The sequence below is a fragment of the Rhizobium aethiopicum genome (genome assembly GCF_900094625.1).
Classification (GTDB): Bacteria; Pseudomonadota; Alphaproteobacteria; order Rhizobiales; family Rhizobiaceae; genus Rhizobium; species Rhizobium aethiopicum.
Window position 1 is genome coordinate 98,792 of sequence record NZ_FMAJ01000002.1, and the last position, 20,256, is coordinate 119,047.

Annotated in this window: 18 protein-coding genes; 5 read left to right on the top strand and 13 right to left on the bottom strand. The window is 60.6% G+C overall.

Annotated features, from left to right (window positions below; translation table 11 throughout):
• Window positions 1–39: 39 nt before the first annotated feature.
• Window positions 40–477, bottom strand: coding sequence for a MarR family winged helix-turn-helix transcriptional regulator (locus tag GA0061105_RS04785; protein WP_092748448.1), 438 nt, complete (start codon window positions 475–477; stop codon window positions 40–42).
• A gap of 159 nt (window positions 478–636) precedes the next feature.
• Here GA0061105_RS04785 and GA0061105_RS04790 point away from each other — a divergent pair, with 159 nt between their 5' ends.
• Window positions 637–1,650, top strand: coding sequence for an alpha/beta hydrolase (locus tag GA0061105_RS04790; RefSeq protein ID WP_092748450.1), 1,014 nt, complete (start codon window positions 637–639; stop codon window positions 1,648–1,650).
• A 6-nt stretch (window positions 1,651–1,656) separates the two neighbouring features.
• Here the strand turns inward: GA0061105_RS04790 and GA0061105_RS04795 are convergent, their stop codons facing one another.
• Both GA0061105_RS04795 and GA0061105_RS04800 read right to left on the bottom strand, forming a co-directional pair.
• Entirely contained in the window at window positions 1,657–2,838 is a 1,182-nt protein-coding gene (locus GA0061105_RS04795) for a glycosyltransferase family 4 protein (protein ID WP_092748452.1), read from the bottom strand.
• A 340-nt stretch (window positions 2,839–3,178) separates the two neighbouring features.
• Entirely contained in the window at window positions 3,179–4,219 is a 1,041-nt protein-coding gene (locus GA0061105_RS04800) for a glutamine synthetase beta-grasp domain-containing protein (RefSeq protein ID WP_064695794.1), read from the bottom strand.
• A gap of 429 nt (window positions 4,220–4,648) precedes the next feature.
• Here GA0061105_RS04800 and gstI point away from each other — a divergent pair, with 429 nt between their 5' ends.
• Window positions 4,649–4,840 (top strand): glutamine synthetase translation inhibitor GstI, encoded by a 192-nt coding sequence (gene gstI / locus GA0061105_RS04805; RefSeq protein WP_092748454.1) that lies wholly within the window; start codon window positions 4,649–4,651, stop codon window positions 4,838–4,840.
• Window positions 4,841–4,973: 133 nt separating this feature from the next.
• Here gstI and GA0061105_RS04810 read toward each other — a convergent pair whose 3' ends face one another.
• From GA0061105_RS04810 to GA0061105_RS04840, 7 genes are all read right to left on the bottom strand, one after another.
• The gene (locus tag GA0061105_RS04810; RefSeq protein ID WP_092748456.1) at window positions 4,974–5,897 is read right to left on the bottom strand and encodes a sugar kinase; all 924 of its coding nucleotides are present in this window, start codon (window positions 5,895–5,897) and stop codon (window positions 4,974–4,976) included.
• Window positions 5,898–6,078: 181 nt separating this feature from the next.
• A complete protein-coding gene (locus GA0061105_RS04815) occupies window positions 6,079–6,420 on the bottom strand; it encodes a hypothetical protein (protein WP_092748458.1) in 342 nt (113 codons plus the stop codon).
• A 159-nt stretch (window positions 6,421–6,579) separates the two neighbouring features.
• The gene (locus GA0061105_RS04820) at window positions 6,580–7,566 is read right to left on the bottom strand and encodes an ABC transporter ATP-binding protein (RefSeq protein WP_092748460.1); all 987 of its coding nucleotides are present in this window, start codon (window positions 7,564–7,566) and stop codon (window positions 6,580–6,582) included.
• A complete protein-coding gene (locus GA0061105_RS04825) occupies window positions 7,559–8,560 on the bottom strand; it encodes an ABC transporter ATP-binding protein (protein ID WP_092748462.1) in 1,002 nt (333 codons plus the stop codon). The genes GA0061105_RS04820 and GA0061105_RS04825 overlap by 8 nt, the downstream gene beginning before the upstream one ends.
• A gap of 1 nt (window position 8,561) precedes the next feature.
• Window positions 8,562–9,479 carry an ABC transporter permease gene (locus GA0061105_RS04830; RefSeq protein ID WP_092748464.1) on the bottom strand — a complete coding sequence of 306 codons (918 nt, stop codon included), beginning with the start codon at window positions 9,477–9,479 and terminating at the stop codon, window positions 8,562–8,564.
• Entirely contained in the window at window positions 9,476–10,399 is a 924-nt protein-coding gene (locus GA0061105_RS04835) for an ABC transporter permease subunit (RefSeq protein ID WP_064695802.1), read from the bottom strand. Before GA0061105_RS04835 ends, GA0061105_RS04830 begins: the two co-directional genes overlap by 4 nt.
• A 48-nt stretch (window positions 10,400–10,447) precedes the next feature.
• The gene (locus GA0061105_RS04840) at window positions 10,448–12,028 is read right to left on the bottom strand and encodes a peptide ABC transporter substrate-binding protein (protein WP_092748466.1); all 1,581 of its coding nucleotides are present in this window, start codon (window positions 12,026–12,028) and stop codon (window positions 10,448–10,450) included.
• A 286-nt stretch (window positions 12,029–12,314) separates the two neighbouring features.
• On the opposite strand from GA0061105_RS04840, the gene bglA reads away from it, so the two are divergent.
• The gene (gene bglA, locus GA0061105_RS04845; RefSeq protein ID WP_092748468.1) at window positions 12,315–14,060 is read left to right on the top strand and encodes a beta-galactosidase BglA; all 1,746 of its coding nucleotides are present in this window, start codon (window positions 12,315–12,317) and stop codon (window positions 14,058–14,060) included.
• A 42-nt stretch (window positions 14,061–14,102) separates the two neighbouring features.
• On the opposite strand, the gene ade is transcribed toward bglA, so the two are convergent.
• On the bottom strand, window positions 14,103–15,800 hold the full coding sequence (gene ade / locus GA0061105_RS04850; protein WP_092748470.1) for an adenine deaminase: 1,698 nt from the start codon (window positions 15,798–15,800) through the stop codon (window positions 14,103–14,105).
• Between the two features lie 144 nt (window positions 15,801–15,944).
• On the opposite strand from ade, the gene GA0061105_RS04855 reads away from it, so the two are divergent.
• A complete protein-coding gene (locus GA0061105_RS04855) occupies window positions 15,945–16,250 on the top strand; it encodes a TonB C-terminal domain-containing protein (protein ID WP_064695806.1) in 306 nt (101 codons plus the stop codon).
• A 60-nt stretch (window positions 16,251–16,310) separates the two neighbouring features.
• Here GA0061105_RS04855 and GA0061105_RS04860 read toward each other — a convergent pair whose 3' ends face one another.
• Window positions 16,311–17,414, bottom strand: a complete 1,104-nt coding sequence (locus GA0061105_RS04860) for a branched-chain amino acid ABC transporter substrate-binding protein (RefSeq protein WP_088681869.1) — start codon at window positions 17,412–17,414, stop codon at window positions 16,311–16,313.
• A gap of 456 nt (window positions 17,415–17,870) precedes the next feature.
• On the opposite strand from GA0061105_RS04860, the gene GA0061105_RS04865 reads away from it, so the two are divergent.
• On the top strand, window positions 17,871–18,785 hold the full coding sequence (locus GA0061105_RS04865; protein WP_092748472.1) for a cyclic di-GMP phosphodiesterase: 915 nt from the start codon (window positions 17,871–17,873) through the stop codon (window positions 18,783–18,785).
• Between the two features lie 74 nt (window positions 18,786–18,859).
• On the opposite strand, the gene aptA is transcribed toward GA0061105_RS04865, so the two are convergent.
• Window positions 18,860–20,185 (bottom strand): omega-aminotransferase AptA, encoded by a 1,326-nt coding sequence (gene aptA, locus GA0061105_RS04870; RefSeq protein WP_064695810.1) that lies wholly within the window; start codon window positions 20,183–20,185, stop codon window positions 18,860–18,862.
• Between the last annotated feature and the right edge of the window lie 71 nt (window positions 20,186–20,256).

Genomic DNA, 20,256 nt, shown 5'->3' on the forward strand with positions numbered 1-20,256 from the left:
TGGCCACACGGCACAACCGTTCTCCCGCTCGTCTAACGCCTAAGCCACACTCTTGTTCAGCGCCTCGCGCAGCGCCACGATCTCCGCCTGTAGCCGGGTGAGGTCGACTGCATCGCGGCCGCTGGCTGCGGCGATGCAGCCGGGGATGCCGGTCGCTTTTTCCTTGAGGCGCTTGCCTTCGTCGGTCAGCCGAAGCACGACGACGCGTTCGTCCTCGCGGCTGCGCTCGCGCCTGATATAGCCGGCGCTTTCCAGCCTTTTGAGCAGGGGCGTCAGTGTGCTCGATTCCAGGAAGAGTTTTTCGCCGAGGCCGCCGACGGTCTGGCCATCCTCACCCCACAGCGCGACCATAGCGAGATATTGCGGATAGGTGAGGCCGAGCGTGTCGAGAAGCGGCTTATAAACCCGGTTGAAAGCGTGGCTTGCCGTATAGACGGCGAAGCAGATGAAATCGTCGAGCTTCAACTGATCCTGCATGGTCATCTCCTGAACTGATCAATATTATATCGTGCCATAAATAATCGGAAGCGATTTTCTGTATGGCTGCCATGCGGTAATTTGCATTGCTCGTTAAACAATCGTGCGCGATATAAATAACGTGCTCATAACGAACACTGAACCCGAGAGGACAAGACAATGTCGACCATCAAGACCGCAGTTTCCGCAGCAGCACTCCTGGCAGCCTCCGCTGTCGGCGCGTTTGCCGATCCGGTGCTCGAACCGACAACGCAGAAATTCATCGACGGGCTTGCCGGCGGCAAGCCGATCTACACGCTGTCGCCGGCGGATGCCCGTGATGTTCTGGCCGGCGCGCAGAAGGGCGACGTCAAGAAGCTAGCCGCGCAGGAGGAGAACAGGGTCATCAAGGCGGGCCCGACGGGCAGCATCAAGCTGCGCATCGTCCGTCCGGAACACGCCAAGGGCACGCTGCCCGTCATTCTCTATTTCCATGGCGGCGGCTGGGTGCTGGGTGATGCCGATACGCATGACCGGCTGGTGCGCGAAATCGCCAACGGCGCCGATGCCGCCGTCGTCTTCGTCGATTACGACCGCTCGCCGGAAGCCCGTTATCCCATTGCGATCGAACAAGCCTACGCCGCGACCAAATATGTCGCGGAGCATTCCAATGAGTTCAAGGTAGATGCCTCCAGGCTCGCGGTCGCAGGCGACAGCGTCGGTGGCAATATGGCGGCCGTGGTGACTTTGCTTGCCAAGGAACGCGGCTGTCCTGCCATCGATCAACAGGTTCTGTTCTACCCGGTCACCGACGCCAATTTCGACAATGGTTCCTATAACCAATTCGCCAATGGGCCGTGGCTGACGAAGGAAGCTATGAAGTGGTTCTGGAACGCTTACCTGCCGGACGAGGCCAAGCGCAAGGAGCCGACGGCTTCGCCGCTGCAGGCATCGCTCGAGCAGCTTAACGGCCTGCCGCCGGCGCTTATCATCACCGATGAAAACGACGTGCTGCGCGACGAAGGCGAAGCCTATGGCCGCAAGCTCAGCCAAGCCGGCGTCAATGTCACTTCGATCCGCTACAACGGTACGATCCACGATTTCGTGCTGTTGAATGCGATTGCCGAAACGCCGGCCGTCCGCAGCGCCATCGCGGTTGCGAACGACACGCTTCGCAACGCACTGCATAAGTAAGATCGGTCAATCTCGGGACGGGAGAGGCCCGGCGGTTTCACCGGGCTTTCTGCTTCTCGGAAGTGACTTGGCAAATTGCCAGGCCTTCCTCCATTTCGGCGTGATAACCCCATTGGCAGCGCGAATATTGTTGATGAATTGCTGCGTCGCCGCTTCCCAGGAATATTGCATGGCAAGCTCACGCGCCTTAATGCGCGAGGCGGAGAGGGCCGCCAGGCAGGCGGCCTCCAGGTCGGCGTCGAGTGCTCCGACCTCGCTGTCCCCACCGATGATATCGAGCGGACCGGTGACGGGGTAAGCGGCGACCGGCACACCCGATGCCAAAGCTTCTAGAATGGTGTTGCCGAAAGTGTCGGTGAGCGAGGGGAAGACGAAGACATCGGCCTGGGCATAGATTTTCGCCAGATCCTCGCCGAATTTCACACCGGTAAAATGAACGTTCGGATAACGCTGCTCCAGCTCGGCGCGCGCCGGACCATCGCCGACGACGACCTTGGAGCCCGGCAGGTCGAGATCGAGAAAGGCCGGCAGGTTCTTTTCCAAGGCCACCCGGCCGACGGTCATGAAAATCGGGCGAGGCAGGCCAAGAGGCTCCGGCTCAAGCGGCATCGGATGGAACTGGGTGGCGTCGATGCCGCGGGTCCAGGGCATCAGGTTCTTGATGCCTCTGGCCGACAATTCGCGTGCAAGGCTCGGCGTTGCCACCATGCAGCCGGCGCCGCCATTGTGGAACCAACGCACGAAGGCGTAGAGCCAGCTCTCCGGGATCGGCAGGCGGGCGGAAACATATTCCGGAAAACGTGTGTGATAGCTGGTGGAGAAAGGCATGCGCTTGCGCAGGCACCAGCGGCGGGCGGTCAATCCCAGCGGACCTTCGGTGGCAATATGCACATAGGTTGGATTGTGCTTTTCGATCTCGCGCGCGACACGGCGATAATTGGCGATCGACAGGCGGATCTCAGGATAGGTCGGGCAGGGGATGCTGTGGAAGCGCTCGGGCGTCACCATCGAAACATCGACACCCATTTTCGCCAGTTCGCGGTTGGTGTTCTCGATCGAACGGACGACCCCGTTGACCTGGGGATGCCAGGCGTCGGTGACGATTACCAGCCGTTCCGGCAGGTTGCCGGCGGAAGCGGCATTGGCCCAGCTCTCGCCGCTGTAAGTATTTGCCGGACGTTGCAGCATGTCGCGATTTCCATCCGCGTTGCAGTGATCTGTCAACGCTCAACCCCAAAGCGGGGTTCCGGAACGGCGATTCCCGCTTGCTTATTTTGAGGCATGACCATGATGGAAATATTACAGCCGCTTGCCAGTGTTTTCAGTCTTCTAGCGGCTCGATCGCCGCGAATATGTCAGCGGCCGATCGCAGTTTTCAGGCAGAAAGAATGACGGCGCCGGTCGGGACCGGCGCCGCTTGGGAGCCTTAGAGCGCCGTGCGTCCTTTCGGACGCACAAAGGACGCTCTTACATTTGAAGCTACGCATCGTGCTTTCCGAAAACCGACTTAGATTTTCGGGCCGATGCGCTATGCGGCAGCGGAAGCCGAACCGGCGAGCGGAACTTCCGAGATCGTCTTCAGAACCTGCGAAGCGATCTGGTAGGGGCAGCCCTGCGAATTCGGGCGGCGATCTTCCAGATAGCCCTTGTAGTCGTTCTTGATGAAGGAGTGCGGCACGCGGATCGAAGCGCCACGGTCGGCAACGCCGTAGGAGAACTTGTTCCACGGAGCCGTCTCGTGCTTGCCGGTCAGGCGCTTGTCGTTGTCGGGACCGTAAACGTTGATGTGGTCCATCAGGTTCTTCTCGAACTGTGCCATCAGCGCTTCGAAATAGGCCTTGCCGCCGACTTCGCGCATGTACTTGGTCGAGAAGTTGCAGTGCATTCCCGAGCCGTTCCAGTCGGTGTCGCCGAGCGGCTTGCAGTGATACTCGATGTCGATGCCATATTTTTCGGTCAGGCGCTGCAGCAGGTAGCGTGCCATCCAGATCTGGTCGGCAGCCTTCTTGGAGCCCTTGCCGAAGATCTGGAATTCCCACTGACCCTTGGCCACTTCGGCATTGATGCCTTCGTGGTTGATGCCGGCAGCGAGGCAGAGATCGAGATGTTCTTCGACGATTTCGCGGGCAACCGAGCCGACGTTCGAATAGCCGACGCCGGTGTAGTAGGGGCCCTGCGGAGCCGGGTAGCCGGACTCGGGGAAGCCGAGCGGACGGCCGTTTTCGTAGAAGAAGTATTCCTGCTCGAAGCCGAACCAGGCATCTTCATCGTCAAGAATGGTGGCGCGGGCGTTGCTCGGGTGCGGCGTGACGCCATCGGGCATCATGACTTCGCACATGACGAGCACGCCGTTGGTACGGGCCGGGTCGGGATAGATGGCGACGGGCTTCAGCACGCAATCGGAGCTGCGGCCTTCGGCCTGCATGGTCGACGAACCGTCGAAGCCCCAGAGCGGAAGCTGTTCCAGCGTCGGGAATGCGTCGAATTCCTTGATCTGCGTCTTGCCACGCAGGTTCGGTACCGGGGTGTACCCATCGAGCCAAATATACTCGAGCTTATATTTTGTCATCGTGACTCTCTCAATGCGACGAAGGTGAGCAAACCCGGAGACGATCTCGGCGCATAAACGCATCCGACCGCCAGGGGATGCACCTAGTGAAGCACGTAGCGTGCCAGTTTGATCGCCGGCGAAAGAAAATTCTTAAATGGGTCGCTCGATCTGCGCTTTTCCTTTCTCGAGAGAAGTCCGTTTGAACGATCGAAGGCTGATTCATCAGGAGGATAAGAGATTTCCTGCCTTGGAACCGGATGAAAATTTGGGCGTTTGTTCGAAATGGTGAAGTGTTGAACAAATAGGCGGAAGCTTCTGGCGTAGACAGCATATGGATCAATCATAGTAGCTGTGTGCATATATTTTATGCAATTTGCATAAACTATGTGCATCATGCTATGGTCGCGGTCCTGATATCGATGCGCCGAACTGAAGGGAGGCGATCTCATGCCCACTGGTTTCCATCGTGAATCCGCAACCATCTACCAGTTTCCGGTCAAGCCCACGCGGGTCGTCAGCCGGTTCGAGCGCACCAGGCTGATGGAGCGTGAGGCGGCCGATGTTTGCGACGCGGCGCTCGACAGCTGCTGGTATCATGACGAGGCGGTTCGCGAGCCCGATCGGCCGATCAAGTCCTGATTTCCGACCCCTCAACGGTGTGAAGATCCCGACAGGGCGCGGAGCGCCGGCGTCGCCTAATATTCTATCGTCAGGCGCGGGCCGAAATAAGTCGCGATTTTCAAAGCCGCTATACAGTTTTGCGCGACATGCGCTAGCCGCCATTCAGCCCAAGTTTTTCCTTCGCCACCAATGCGCCGTGTTCACTGACCACCCGGGCGGCGACGCCTGCGGCGAAGCGGGCGGCGGCGGTGGCATCCCCTGATTCCAGATAGGATGCGAGGAAGGCGCCGTTGAAACTGTCGCCGGCACTTGTCGTATCGACCACCGTCTCGACCTTTTCGGCCGGAACGAAGGTCTCATCGCCGGCGAAGTTCAACCTGACGCCGTCGGCGCCGTTCTTGACCACGATATTGATAGCGCCGAGTGCGAGATAGCGATGGATCGTCGCCTCGATGGAATCGTCGCCGAAATGGGCGGCCTCGTCGTCGAAACTCGGCATGACGAGCACGGAGGAGCGGGCGCCCTCGCTGATCGTCGCATGCATCACGTCGTAACTCGACCACAGGCGGGGACGGATGTTCGGGTCGAACACCACGAGCTTGCCGACGGCCTTGGCGCGGCGGATTTCGGCCAGCAGCGTTGCGGCATCCTCCTGCGGCAGGATGGCAAGGGTGATGCCGGAGAAATATATGACATCAGCGCTTTCCACTGCTTCGCGCAGATGGTCCGGATCGGCAGCCAGGCTGCGGGCGGCCGAACTGTCGCGCCAATAGCTGAAGGAGCGTTCGCCGTTCTTGAGGTTGATCATGTAGAGGCCCGGCGTCTTGCCCTTGATGTGGCGGATGAGGCTCGTGCCGATCCCCGCCCTGGCGATGAAGGCCGCCATCTCCTCAGACAGGGCGTCGTCGCCGAGAGCCGTGAGGTAATCGACCGACCAGTCGGGTCCAAGGCAAGCGCGGGCATACCAGGCGGTGTTGAAGGTATCGCCGGCAAAACCCTTGCGCAACAGGCCGTCGCCGGCCTGCGAGAGCTCCACCATGCATTCACCGATCGATAGAAACCGTCTTCCGCTCACCTGATCCTCCCGGCAACGGAGCGCCGCTGATCAACAGGACGCTCTATGGCTTTGAATTGACGCTTCATCCGCTGATACGCGGAGCCGGGCGGGGTGACAAGCGCCGATATTGCGAGCGCCGATCCGATAGAATCAAAAGCCCGCCTTTGGCCAAGCGAAGGCGGGCGCCGGCGAAGGGTGCTTATTCGTGGATGGTGTAGCTGCCGAGCGCGCAAAGATCCTGCGTGTCTTCGGTGGTGTCGAGATTCGAGTTTTCATCGAATTCGAAGCGCATGTCGTATTTGCAGACGGTGCGACCATCGGCGATGGTGATATTCACGCTTTCGCCCGGATTGAGAACATCCTCGCCGAAGACGTCCTCTTCCCAGCTGTCCACGCCCGCCGGCGAGCTGTAGAAACGAGTCAGCACAGACTTGGTTCCGTTGGTGAGTTGGAACTTCAGATCTTCGGCACGTGACGGCATGGCGGAGGCGGAGACGATCGCAGCTGCGAGTGCGATAGATCCCAATAGTTTCGATTTCATGTAATGCGTCCCCGGCCCATGATTAGGCGGAATCTGGATAGCACATGCTCCTATAACTCTTTCTTATCGGAGACTTTAGATTGCAAAATAAGTCCGCTGCTCCGTTGCGATGCCGACCGTCGGGGAGGTGAAGGCCGCTTCAGGCAGCCATCATTCCATTCATGGCCTGTCCATATGGTAGCAGGCAGCCTTCTGGCCGGGGCGGACTTCCTCGGTCGGCGGCATTTCCGTGCGACAGATATCGGTCGCCTTCCAGCAGCGGGGAGAGAAGACGCAGCCCTTCGGCGGGTTGAGCGGCGAGGGCGGATCACCCTGCAGGCGGATGCGGGTACGCAGCCGCGCGAGCTTCGGGTCCGGGATCGGCGCTGCCGAGAAGAGCGCCTGGGTATAGGGATGGGCGGGATGATCGAAGACGGTGGCGCAGTCGCCCGATTCCACCACGCGGCCAAGATAGAGCACCAGCACATCGTCGGAGATCAGGCGCACGACGGAGAGATCGTGGCTGATGAAGATCAGCGTCAGGCCGAATTCCTTGCGCAGCTTGCGCAGCAGCGTGATCACCTGGCCCTGTATCGAGACGTCGAGAGCCGAAACCGGCTCGTCGCAGATGATGAGCTTCGGTCTGGTGATGACTGCGCGGGCAATGCCGATGCGTTGCGCCTGGCCGCCGGAGAATTCGTGCGGATAGCGGTTGATCATCTCCGGCACCAGGCCGACGGCGCCCATGATCTCGCGGACACGGTCGGTGCGCTCGGCCTTCGACAGCTTCGGCTCGAAGACGGTGAGCGGCTCGGCGATGATATCTCCGACCGTCATGCGCGGGTCGAGCGAGGCGATCGGATCCTGGAAGATGATCTGCATGTCGCGGCGGGCGGCGCGCATTTCCTCCTCCGTGAGATCGAGAAGATTGCGGCCCTGCCAGAGAATCCGACCTTTCTGCGATTTCAGGAGCCGCAGGATGGAGCGGCCGAGCGTCGATTTGCCGCAGCCGGATTCGCCGACGACGCCGAGCGTGCGGCCTTCGGCGAGGTCGAAGCTGACATTGTTGACGGCGGTGAGGAAGACCGGCGGTTTGAACAAGCCTTTCGCCGGCAGTTCGAACTGGGTCGTCAGGTTCTCGACCCTCAGAAGCGATCGGTCAGCCATGGTTCAGCAACTCCTCACGACGCGGGAAGGGATGGTAACAGGCGGCACAGTGGCGCGGCGCCAGGGTTTCGAGGGCGGGCGGACGATCGATGCAATCGTCCTGGACCTGCGAACAGCGCGGCGAGAAATTGCAGCCCTTCGGCAGGTGCTGCAGGTTCGGCGGCCGGCCGGGGATGACGACGAGGTCGTCGACATCTTGGTCCGGGCGCGGGATCGAGGCATGCAGCGCCGCCGTATAGGGGTGGGCCGGATTGTCGAAGAGTTCGTCGACGGGCGCCTCCTCGACGATGCGGCCGGCATACATGACGGCGACGCGGTCGGCTAGGCCGGCGACGACACCGAGATCATGGGTGATCATGATGAGCGCTGTGTTCATCTCCGCCGTCAGATCGTTGAAGAGATCGAGGATCTGCGCCTGGATGGTGACGTCGAGCGCGGTCGTCGGCTCGTCGGCAATCAGCAGCTTCGGCTTGGTGAGCAGCGCCATGGCGATGACGATGCGCTGGCGCATGCCGCCTGACAGTTCGTGCGGATAGAGATGGAAGCGCCGCGTCGGGTCGGGGATGCCGACGCGCTTGAGCATGTCGAGGGCGGCGTCGGAAGCCGCGCGCGCCGTCAGGCCGCGGTGAACCTCGAGCTGTTCCGTCAGCTGCCGGGAAATCTTCAGCGACGGGTTCAAGGCGGTCATTGGGTCCTGGAAGACCATGGCCATGTCCTTGCCGCGGATCTGATCGAGCTCGCGCGGTTTCAGCGACAGCACGTCCTTGCCTTCGAGCAGCGCCTGTCCTGCCGTCCTGCCGTTCTTGGCGATGAGGCCCATGATGCCGAGGAAGGTCTGGCTTTTGCCGGAGCCGGACTCGCCGACGATGGCAATGCGCTCGCCGCGCCGGATGGTGAGGTTCATGTTGGAAACCGCCTTCACCTCGCCGTCTGGCGTCGCGAAGGTGATCGAGTAATCCTTGAGTTCGAGGAGGATGTCTTTTTCTTGAAGCATTTTATCGATCCTTCGGGTCGAACGCGTCGCGCAGGCCGTCGCCAATGAAGAGCAGGCTGAGCAGCAGGGCGACGAGGAAGCTTGCCGGGAAGATCAAAAGCCAGGGCATGCTTTCCATGGCGTCGGTGCCCTCGGCGATCAAAGTGCCGAGCGAGGTCAGCGGTTCCTGCACGCCGAAGCCGAGATAGGAGAGGAAGCTTTCCGTGGCGATGATTTCAGGCACCGTCAGCGCCGCGAAGATAACCACCGGGCCAACGAGGTTCGGGATGATGTGCTTGATGATGATCTTGAACGGCCGCTGCCCGGATGCGCGGGCCGCTTCGATGAACTCGCGATGCTTGATCGACAGCGTCTGGCCGCGCACGATGCGGGCCATGGTCAGCCATTCCAGCGCGCCGATCGCGGCAAAGAGCAGGTAGACGTTGCGGCCGAAGATCACCATCAGCAGGATGACGAAGAGGATATAGGGAAGCGCATACATGATATCGACGAAGCGCATCATGATCGCATCCAGCCTGCCGCCGATATAGCCCGAGATTGCGCCGTAGAGGACGCCGATGACGACGGAGACGACGGTTGCCGTCAGCGCCACGGCAAGCGAGACGCGGGTGCCGTAGAGCACGCGGGCGAGAAGGTCGCGGCCGTTCGGGTCGGTGCCGAAATAATGACCGGTCTCGATCGAGGGCGGGATGCGGAAGGCTGCCCAGTCCGGATCCTCGTAGTTGAAGGGAATGAACCAGGGGCCGAGGAAGGCGGCGAGGATCAGGAGCCCCAGGACGGCGATCGAGAGCACGGCAGCCTTGTTGCGCGCCAGGCGGCGCAACGCATCCCTGGTGAGCGAACGGCCTTCGGGTGCCAGACCCTCCGCCTCCAGAAGCTCCTGCGCGAGCAGCTCGCGTTTTGCGGGGTTGAGGATCATCGGTTTCTCACTTTCGGATCGAGCCACGCATAGGCGATATCGACGAGAAGGTTCAGGAACACGATCAGCACCATGTAGAAGATGACCGTACCGAGAACCATGCCGTAATCGCGGTTCAAGGCCGCATTGACGAAGTAGCGGCCGATGCCGGGCAATCCGAAGATGCTTTCGACAACAAGCGAGCCGGTGAGAAGGTAGCTTGCCGCCGGACCCAGATAGGAAACGACCGGCATCATGGCGGGTTTCAGCGCGTGGCGCATCACCGTCAGGCGTGGACCGATGCCCTTGGCCTTGGCGGTACGGATGAAGTTCTGGTTCATCACCTCGATCATCGAGCCGCGGGTGATGCGCGAGATGCGGCCCGCATGCGGCAGGGCCAGAACGACGATCGGCAGGATCAGGAATTTGATCGATCCGTCACCCCAGCCGCCAACCGGAAACCAGGCGAGGTGAATGCCGAAGATGAGCTGCAGGATCGGCGCGATCAGGAAGTTGGGCAAGACGACGCCGACCAGGATGAGCGCACCGAGAATGTAATCGGGCGCCTTGTTCTGATACAGCGCCCCAAGACAGCCGACGCCTACACCGACGATGATGGCAATCAGAAAGGCAGCCGTGCCGATGGTGAAAGTATAGGGCAGGCCGATCATGATCTGCTGAGCGACGGTGAAATCCTCGCTGGCGAAGGAGGGGCCGAGATCGCCCCGCAGCAGGTCGCCGACATAGATCAGGTATTGCTGGATCAGCGGCTTGTCGAGGTTGTAGTGAGCCGCAAGGTTTTTCAGGATCACCGGCGGCAATGGCCTTTCGCCATCGAACGGGCCGCCGGGGGCAAGGCGCAAAACAAAAAAGCAGGCTGTGACGGCGATCCACAGAACAGGGATCGTCGATAGCAGGCGACGGAGGGCGTATCTGATCATGGTCGTGGGCCGGTCCTTTCCGCACCGCGCGGAAAGGACCGTTTTCCCTTACTCTTTCATCGACAGCCAGCGCGTGCGGTGGATGTCCTGGATGTTGTCAACGAAGCCTTCGATCTTCGGCGAAACGACGTTCTTCGAGACATAGTAGTAGATCGGCAGGGCGGCGGATTCATCCAGCGCCAGCTTCTCTGCCTTCTTGAAGATTTCGGCGCGCTTCTTCAGGTCCGTTTCGGCGTTGCCTTCCTTGATCAACTTGTCGTAATCGGGATTGGACCAGCGGCCGTAATTCATCTGCACGCCCGTTACCAGCAGGTTCAGGAAGTTATCCGGGTCGTTGTAGTCGGCGAGCCAGCCGGCGCGGCCGATTTCCACCTGACCGCGCTGCATCTGGTCGTAATGCACCTTGGTTTCGGCATTGACGAGCTCGACATTGACGCCGAGCGGCTTCCACATGGAAGCGATCGCCACGGCGATGCGCTTGTGGTTGTCGTTAGTGTTGTAGCTGAGGACCGCATGCAGCGGCTTGTCGGGACCGAAGCCGGCGTCGGCGAGCAGCTTTTTGGCTTCCGCGACCTTCTCGTTATAGGGCAGGTCCTTCCAGCTGACATAGGCCGGTTCGCCGTAGTTCGCCGTGCCCGGTGGAACCCAGGAATAGGCCGGCAGTTCGCCGGTGCCAAGGATCTGCGGGCCGATCACTTCGCGGTTGATCGCCATCGACAGCGCCTGACGGACGCGCTTGTCGCTGAAAGGCGGCTTCTGCGAGTTGACGACGTAATAATAGAGGCCGGAGAAGGGGGCGACATGCGCCTGACCCGGTAGGTTCTTCTTCATCCATTCATACTGGTCGGTCGGGAAGTCGGTGAGGATGTCGAATTCGCCGGCGCGGTAACGTTTCAGTGCGGCTTCCTGATCCTCTAGCACGAAAAATTTGGCGCCGTCGATCTTCAGGTCCTTGGTGCCGTACCACTGGTCGTTCTTGACGGTGGTGACATGCGAGCCCGGTACCCACTCGGTCGGCTTGTAGGGGCCGTTGGTAACGATATTGCCGATCTTGACCCAGTCCTGACCCTTCGCCTCAACGACATGCTTCGGCAACGGATAGGCGGTGTAATGCATCAGCGCATTGATGAAGTAGGGGGTCGGGTTTTCCAGGGTGATTTCGAGCGTCTTGTCGTCGATGGCCTTAACGCCGAGCTGGTTGAGATCGGTGATCTCGCCCTTATTGATCTTTTCGGCGTTCTTGATGGTGAACTGCAGGTAGGCGTAGTCGGCGGCGCTCTTCGGGTCGACGAGGCGCTGGAAGGCGAAGACGAAGTCTCCTGCCGTTACCGGCTGGCCATCGGACCACTTGATGCCGTCGCGAAGCTTGAAGGTGTAGACCTTGCCATCCGGCGAGATGGTCCAGCTTTCGGCCTGGCCGGGGATCGGATTATCCTTCGCATCCTCGGTGACGAGGCCTTCGAAAATGTCGCCGGCGATACGATTCTCCCAGTCGCCAGAGAGCTTTTGCGGATCAAGCGATTGCGGATCGCCACCATTGTGGATGTTGAGCGTAGCCGCATGCGCCGAAAATGCCAGCAATGTGCCAAACATTGCGGAGGCGAGAAATTTTTTCGTGAACTGGTTCATGATGGGTCCACCTTTCTAGGCTTTGCGCCTTTATTAGACATTTGTTCCCAGATCTTTGACCTCTTACGTGCAGGTCAGCGCGCACCTTATCGCAAAGGCTTTGCGTTGCAACCCCAAATCCGGAGGCTGGTTTTCGGTTGTGGACAAGCCTATATACGTCTTTCTCGTGTTGCATCGCGACCAAGCGTCGCGGCGGTTTCAGCTCCATTCATACAGCCTCGCATGGTTGTCTTTTGTTCCGTCCGCTTTAGTGTGTCGAGCGCAAACGAGGCAGGAGATGTAGCTGATGGCATTGCAGGCAGGCGGGAATGCGGACTGGTGGCGCGGCGCGGTAATCTATCAGGTCTATCCGCGTTCGTTTCAGGACACCAACAGCGACGGGCTCGGCGACCTCAAGGGAATTACCCGGCGGCTGCCACATATCGCCAGCCTCGGCGTCGATGCCATCTGGCTCTCACCCTTCTTCAAGTCTCCCATGGCCGACATGGGCTACGACGTTGCCGACTATTGCGACGTCGACCCAATTTTTGGCACGCTGGCCGATTTCGACGAGATGATGGCCGAGGCGCACAGGCTCGGCATTAAGGTCGTCATCGACCAGGTGATCTCGCACACGTCAGACCGGCATCCCTGGTTCGTCGAGAGCCGGGCGAGCCGGACCAATCCAAAGGCGGACTGGTATGTCTGGGCCGATCCGAAGCCTGACGGGACCGCGCCGAACAACTGGCTGTCGATCTTCGGCGGGCCGGGATGGGAATGGGACGGCGTGCGCCGGCAATATTATCAGCACAATTTCCTGACCTCGCAGCCGGATCTCAATTTCCACAGCGAAGAAGTGCAGGATGCGGTGCTGCAGACGGTGAAGTTCTGGCTCGACCGTGGCGTCGACGGCTTCCGGCTGGATACGGTCAATTATTATTTCTGCGACAAGCAGCTCAGAAGCAACCCGCCGCACGAGCCCGATACCAGTGACGGAGGCCTCGATGCGCCCGACACCAATCCTTACGGCATGCAGAACCACCTTTACGACAAGACGCAGCCGGAGAATATCGGCTTCCTCAAGCGCTTCCGGGCGCTGCTCGACCGGTATGAGGATCGCACGACCGTCGGCGAAGTCGGCGACGGCGCGCGCTCGCTGAAGACGGTGGCGGCCTATACGAGCGGCGATGACAAGCTGCACATGTGCTACACCTTCGACCTGCTGGGGCCGGAATTCACCGCCGCGCATATTCGCGGCTGCGTCGAGGCTTTTCAGAAGGTCGTCACGGACGGCTGGGTCTGCTGGGCTTTCTCCAATCACGACGTCATGCGCCATGTCAGCCGGTTCGCGCTGACGGAGGAGGAGCGACCCTTCATCGCCAAGCTCGCAATCTCGGTGCTTGCGGCGTTGCGCGGCTCGATCTGCCTCTATCAGGGCGAGGAGCTCGGCCTGCCGGAGGCGGAACTCGCCTTTGAGGATTTGCGCGACCCCTATGGCATCCGCTTCTGGCCGGCCTTCAAGGGTCGTGACGGATGCCGCACGCCGATGCCTTGGGAAGCCGGCAAGGCGCATGCGGGCTTCACCTCGGCCGAGAAGAGCTGGCTGCCGGTTCCCTACGAGCAGGCTGCACTTTCCGTCGATACCCAGGAGGGAAGCGACAGTTCGGTGCTCAATCACTACCGCAAGACGCTCGCTTTCCGGAAGAGCCACGCGGCGCTGATCGACGGCGAGATGACCTTCATCGGCACGAACCAGGACCTGCTTGCCTTCACCCGTGAAAGGGGCGGGGAAAGGTTGCTCTTCATTTTCAACCTGACGCGCAAACCGGCCGAATTCCGCCTGCCTGACGGCATGGCGCTCGGGGAGCCGCTTGATATGCCGGGGTCTGAGGCGGTGGCGGGCTCGGGGTCGGTGAAGCTTGCGGCGCTGGATGGGTTCTGTGCGCGAGTTTCGGCAGGCGGCGCGGGCGGGGATGGTCTGTCAAGGCTGCTCGACAGGGTATCCGATGCTGAGCCGGTCGAAGGCGACGTAATGCCGGAAGGCTGGCGATAGAGGTTAAAGCGTTCGACCCGCCAATCGTTCTGCGAGGGCTCGTCACCCGATCAGCGCGAACTTGTCCACATCGACCATGCCGCGGTCTGAAATCTTCAGGTGCGGGATCACGGGCAATGGCAGGAAGGCCAATTGGAGGAAAGGCTCCTCCAGCGTGGCGCCGAGCGCGAAGGCGGCCTTGCGCAGATGGTGCAGCGTGTCGCGGACCGTCTCGTATGGCTCGATGCTCATCAGGCCGGCGACGGGCAGGGCGATTTCGCCGGTGATCTTGCCGTCCTCGACGACGACGAAGCCGCCCTTTATCTCGCCGAGGCGGTTTGCGGCGCGTGCCATGTCGTCCTCGTCGACGCCGACGACGCAGATATTGTGGCTGTCATGGCCGACGGTGGAGGCGATCGCGCCTTTCTTCAGGCCGAAGCCCTGGACGAAGCCGTTGGCGTGGTTGCCGTTCTTGCCGTGGCGCTCGATGACGGCGACCTTGATGATGTCGTTGGCAAGATCGACCGACGTCTCATTGCCTTTGACGGGCAGGCGATAGCGGCGATGCTCGGTGATGATCTTGCCAGGCATGACGCCGATGACCGATGTTTCGCCGTCTTTGGCCGGCACGCCGAAATGGGCGGCGTTGACGGGCCGGGCCTTGACGCTGTCGAGGCCGATCGGGGCGACCTGTCTGCGCGTGGAAAAGAGCGCGTCGGTGACGCGGCGGCCGGCGGAGAAGACCATTTCCGCGCGGCAGCTTTCCAGGCTGTCGAGAACCACGAGATCGGCCCGCCATCCGGGCGCCACCAGGCCACGGTCCCTGAGGCCGAAGGCGCGAGCGGCCGAGATCGAGGCGGCGCGGTAGATCGCCAGAGGCTCCACGCCGTTGGCGATCGCCGTCCGGATCATGTGATCGAGATGGCCCTGTTCGGCGATATCGAGCGGATTGCGGTCGTCGGTGCAGAGCGCGAGGTAAGGGGAAAGCCGCTCGGTGATGATGGGGATCAGCGCGGCGAGATCCTTCGACACCGAGCCTTCGCGCACCAGGATATGCATGCCCTTTCGGATCTTTTCCAGCGCTTCGGCTGCGGTGGTGCATTCATGCTCGGTGCGGATGCCGGCCGAGAGATAGCCGTTGAGATCGTTGCCGGAGAGGAGCGGTGCGTGGCCGTCGATATGGCCGCCCTGGAAAACAGCAAGCTTGGCCATGCAAACGGGATCCTTGTGGATCACCCCGGGGAAATTCATGAATTCGGCAAGGCCGATGACTTTCGGATGATGGCGGAAGGGCAGAAGGCTCTCGATCGGCAGGTCGGCGCCTGATGTTTCGAGATGGGTGGCCGGTACGCAGGAGGAGAGCTGGACGCGGATGTCCATGATCGTTTCCAGCGCGGATTCGAGAAAGAACTCGATGCCTTCGGCGCCCAGCACATTGGCGATCTCGTGCGGGTCGCAGATCGCGGTGGTGACGCCGTAGGGCAGGACGCAGCGGTCGAATTCATGCGGGATCACCAGCGAGGATTCGATGTGCAGATGTGTATCGATGAAACCCGGAACGACTGTTCTGCCCGATATGTCGATCTCGGTCTCACCCTTATAATCGCCGGAAGTCCCGACGATGCGGTCTGCGCCGATGGCGATGTCGGAGCGAACGATTTCGCCGGTGGCGAGATCGAAGAAGCTGCCGCCCTTCAGCACGATATCGGCAGGCACGCGGCCCACGCCCTGGTCGATGAGACGTTCGAGCTTGGTGGTCATGGTCTGGCACCTCTTCGCTGATTTCTGCTGCTGTGATAAGCGCGGAAAAACTCTTTGGTTATATTTTCGGCCGCTTCCGACTTGACCGTGGCAATGCTAGTGAAGCCAGAATACAGATGCTAATTCCCAACTCAAGGTCGTGATATGAAAGCGATTATTTCGGCCGCCTGTGCGGCTGTTCTTTTGTTGAGCGGTTGCGAAACGACGAAGACCGCGCAAAATTCGGTTACCTTCAAGACTGACAAATACGGAAAGGTCACTAGCGTCACCCTCGCAAAGCCGTCTGGTAGCGAGGCTATGGATGCGAGCCTCAAGCGTAGTGTCCTTGCCCAATTCCATACAATCGTTCGAAGACCTCTGCCCGACAGAACCTATGTCCAGCCATTGGTTCTCACTACACCAACCACGCTGGAGGATTACACGCGCGGTGATCTGGAGAAGACAAACTGACGCCCCAAATGCAAATCGGGCGCCGCAAGGCGCCCGATCCTGTCTCACGAGATCCGTGAACTATTCGGCAGCGACGATCTTGCCGCCTTCCCACTTGTAGAGCGAGAAGCTCTGCGACGTCAGGTCGCCGGTTTCGCCATAGGTGACCTTGCCGATGGCGGTCGGGATTTCCTCGCCGGCCTTCAGTGCGGCCGCGACGGCTTCCGCATCCTCGGCGCTGCCGGCCTTCTCGATGCCGGCCTTCAGAACTTCGACGGCGGCATAGGCGTTGAGCGTGAAGGCCTCGGCCGGAATGTTCTTGGCGGCGAGCGCATCGGCAGCCGTCTTGGAGTCGGGGCTCTTGGTGGCATCGGAAGCATTGGTGAACAGCGTGCCTCCCGCCGCATCGGTGCCGATCGCCCAGAATTCAGTGTTGGAGAGGCCGTCGCCGCCGATGATCATCGCGTTGGCGGAGAGGTCATGCAGCTGGCGGGCGAGCAGGCCGCCCTCCGGGTGGTAGCCGCCGAAGTAGACGATGTCGACTTTTTCGGCCTTGATGCGGGTGGTGAGCGCGCTGAAGTCCTTGTCGCCAGGGGTGATCGCATCATTTACGACTTCGGTAATGCCGCCTGCGTTCAGCGTTGCCTTGAAGGCATCGGCGAGGCCTTTGCCGTAAGCGCCCTTGTCGTTGACGATAGCGATACGCTTGTCCTTGAAATTCTTCAGCACGTATTTTGCGGCGACCTCGGCCTGCTGGTCGTCGCGGCCGCAAGTGCGCAGCACGTTGGTGAGGCCGCGCTTGGTGAGGTCGGGGGCCGTGGCGGTCGGGGTGACCATCAGCACGCCATTTTCAGCCAGAACGTCCGAAACCGGGATCGCAACGCCCGATGTTACCGGTCCGACGACGAAGCGGATGCCGTCGCCGACGACCTTGTTGGCGGCGGAAACGCCCTGCTTCGGTTCGCCGGCATCGTCGGCCAGTTCGAGGACGACCTTCTCGCCGAGGATACCGCCCTTCTTGTTGATCTCATCGACGGCGGTCTGGGCGCCGTTCTTCACCTGGTCGCCATAAGCGGCGACGGGGCCGGTCAGCGGCGCGATCAGGCCGATGGTGATATCGGCATGGGCGAGCGGCGCAAAGGCGAGCGACGCGACCAAAGTCGCCGTCAGTGTCTTGAGGGTCATTTGTCTGTCTCCTTGGATGGGGTCATGGACCCGCGATGAGGCGCCGCGCCGGCTTTCCCGATCATTCAACGGCCAACGGGCCGTGCCAAGGACGATCGGTAGCGGCGCGATCAGCGAGCCTGCCGGCCATGTTTGACTCGGACGGGCTCATGGCAAGATTTCTAGAAATTTTGGTGGGATTGCGCAAGTTCATAACAAAATAGAACGGAAACCGGGTCGATCGGTCCGAAATTCGTTGCAGAAGGCCATCTTCTTTCGAGATTTCGTCATTTTTCAAACGAGGCCGCCAAGCCTGCGACTTCGTCAGGACGGAAGCCGAGGGCATCTGGTTTTCTTTAACTTTCCCATTAACAGTTAATTTGGCCGACCTTCGTAGTATCGCTGGATACCGGAATGCCGCAGCAGTGAAAACGAGAAATATAGAAAATTATATAGATATCGGGAATAGAGATCTGGATGCTCAAGCGTATCGACGCCAGCCAGGTGCGCATCGGAATGTTTGTGGAAGCCATCGAGGGCCTTTGGCAGGACCCTCTCCTGTCCCGGCGCAGATTTTCTCTGCGCCGAGAGACCGATGCCGCAAAGATCCGCAGATGCGGCACCGCCAGCGTCGTCATAAACACCAGCAAGGGTCTCGATACGAATGGCCTGTCCGGCCGTGACGCCGGGGTCGATCTCAAGGCCGCGCTTGAGACAGTCCAGAAGTCGGTGCAGGTGCTGGAAGAGGTTTTCGGCAGGCTGCGGAATGGCGAAGGCATCGCCGTCGATCATGTGGAGCCGGTGATTTCCTCCGTCTCCAGGTCAATGGACGAGAACCCTTCGGTTTTCCTGAGCGTCACGCGTCTGAAATCGAAGGACCAGGTGACCTTTCTACATTCCATTTCCGTGAGCGCGCTGATGATCCTCTTCAGCCGCCATCTCGCAATCGACGAGCCGACGGTTCAGATGCTCGGGACCGCCGGATTGCTGCACGATGTCGGCAAGCTCGAAATTCCGCTTGAAGTCCTCAACAAGGAAGGGCCGCTGGAGAAGGAAGAGATCCGCTTGATGCGGGGACACCCGGAAAAAGGGTATGCATTCCTGTCACGACAGGAGGGCATGTCCGAGATTGTTCTCGATGTCTGCCTCAATCATCATGAGCGCATCGACGGCAAAGGCTATCCGCGCGGGCTGCCCGGCCGCGAGGTGAGCCTCCATGCGCGGATCGCGACCATCTGCGACGTCTATGACGCTGTTACCTCCGTGCGGCCATATAAGGCGCCGTGGAGTGCCAACGAAGCACTGAAATGGATGCTCGGCACCGAGGGGCACTTCGATCGCCAGCTTCTGAAAAAATTCGCCCTCTGCCTTTCCACGGCTTCCGTGAGCTAAGGTTTTGCATTCAGACGAAAAGACCCGCACGCATTGTCCATCGCGGGTCTTGAACGGAAACCTCCGGAGTGTCTTCAGATGTTGTTCTGCAGGATGGTCCTGAGTTTGCCGAAGAGCTCGTCGATATGGTGTTTCTCGATGATCAGCGGCGGGGAGAGTGCGATGATGTCGCCGGTGGTGCGGATCAGGAGGCCACTTTCATAAGCCTTGAGGAAGGCGGTGAAGGCGCGCTTGGTGGGCTCACCGGCGATCGGGTCGAGTTCGATCGCGCCGATCAGGCCGGTGTTCCTGATGTCGATGACATTGGGGCAGTCCTTGAGCGAATGCAGCGCATCGGCCCAGTAGTCGGAAAGCTCGGCGGCGCGTGTGAGCAGGCCCTCTTCCCTGTAGGTGTCGAGCGTGGCAAGCGCTGCAGCAGAAGCAATCGGGTTACCGGAATAGGTATAGCCGTGGAAGAATTCGATCATGTGCTCCGGGCCGTTCATGAAGGCGTCATGGATCTCGGAGGTGACGAACACCGCTCCCATCGGGATGACCCCATTAGTCAGCCCTTTGGCGGCGGTGATCATGTCGGGCTTGACGTCGTAATATTGCGCGGCGAAGGGTGCGCCGAGGCGGCCGAAGCCGGTGATGACCTCGTCGAAGATCAGAAGAATGCCGTGCCTGGTGCAGATTTCGCGCAGCTTCTGCAAATAGCCCTTCGGCGGGATCAGGACGCCGGTGGAGCCCGCCACCGGCTCGACGATGACGGCAGCAATGGTGGAGGCGTCATGTAGCGTGACGATGCGCTCGAGTTCGGTGGCGATATCGCCGCCATGCTCGGGCTCGCCGCGAGTGAAGTTGTTCTTGCCGGGCTGGTGGGTATGCGGCATGTGATCGACGCCGGTCAGCAGCGTCCCGAACATCTTGCGGTTGGTGACGATGCCGCCGACCGAGATGCCGCCGAAATTGACGCCGTGATATCCGCGCTCGCGGCCGATCAGGCGGAAGCGGGAACCATTGCCTTTGACGCGGTGGTAGGCGAGCGCCACCTTGAGCGCCGTCTCGACGGATTCGGATCCGGAATTGGTGTAGAGAACGTGGTTCAAGCCTTCGGGGGCAATGTCGACCAGGCGGTTCGCCAGTTCGAAGGCCTTGGGGTGGCCGAGCTGGAAAGCCGGTGCGTAGTCGAGTTCGCCTGCCTGCTCGCGGATCGCCTCGGTGATCTTCGGACGGCAGTGGCCCGCATTGACGCACCAGAGACCGGCCGTGCCGTCCAACACCTGGCGGCCGTCATGGGTGGTATAATGCATATCCTTGGCACCGACGAACAGCCGCGGCTCCTTCTTGAACTGGCGATTTGCCGTAAACGGCATCCAGAAGGCACGAAGATCGTTCGGTGCATTAAGGCGGTTGGACATGCTGTTCTCCCGGCCGCTGACGGCCCGTTTCCGGGGGCTTGTCGCCCGAATTTTTACTGCCCGGTCAAATT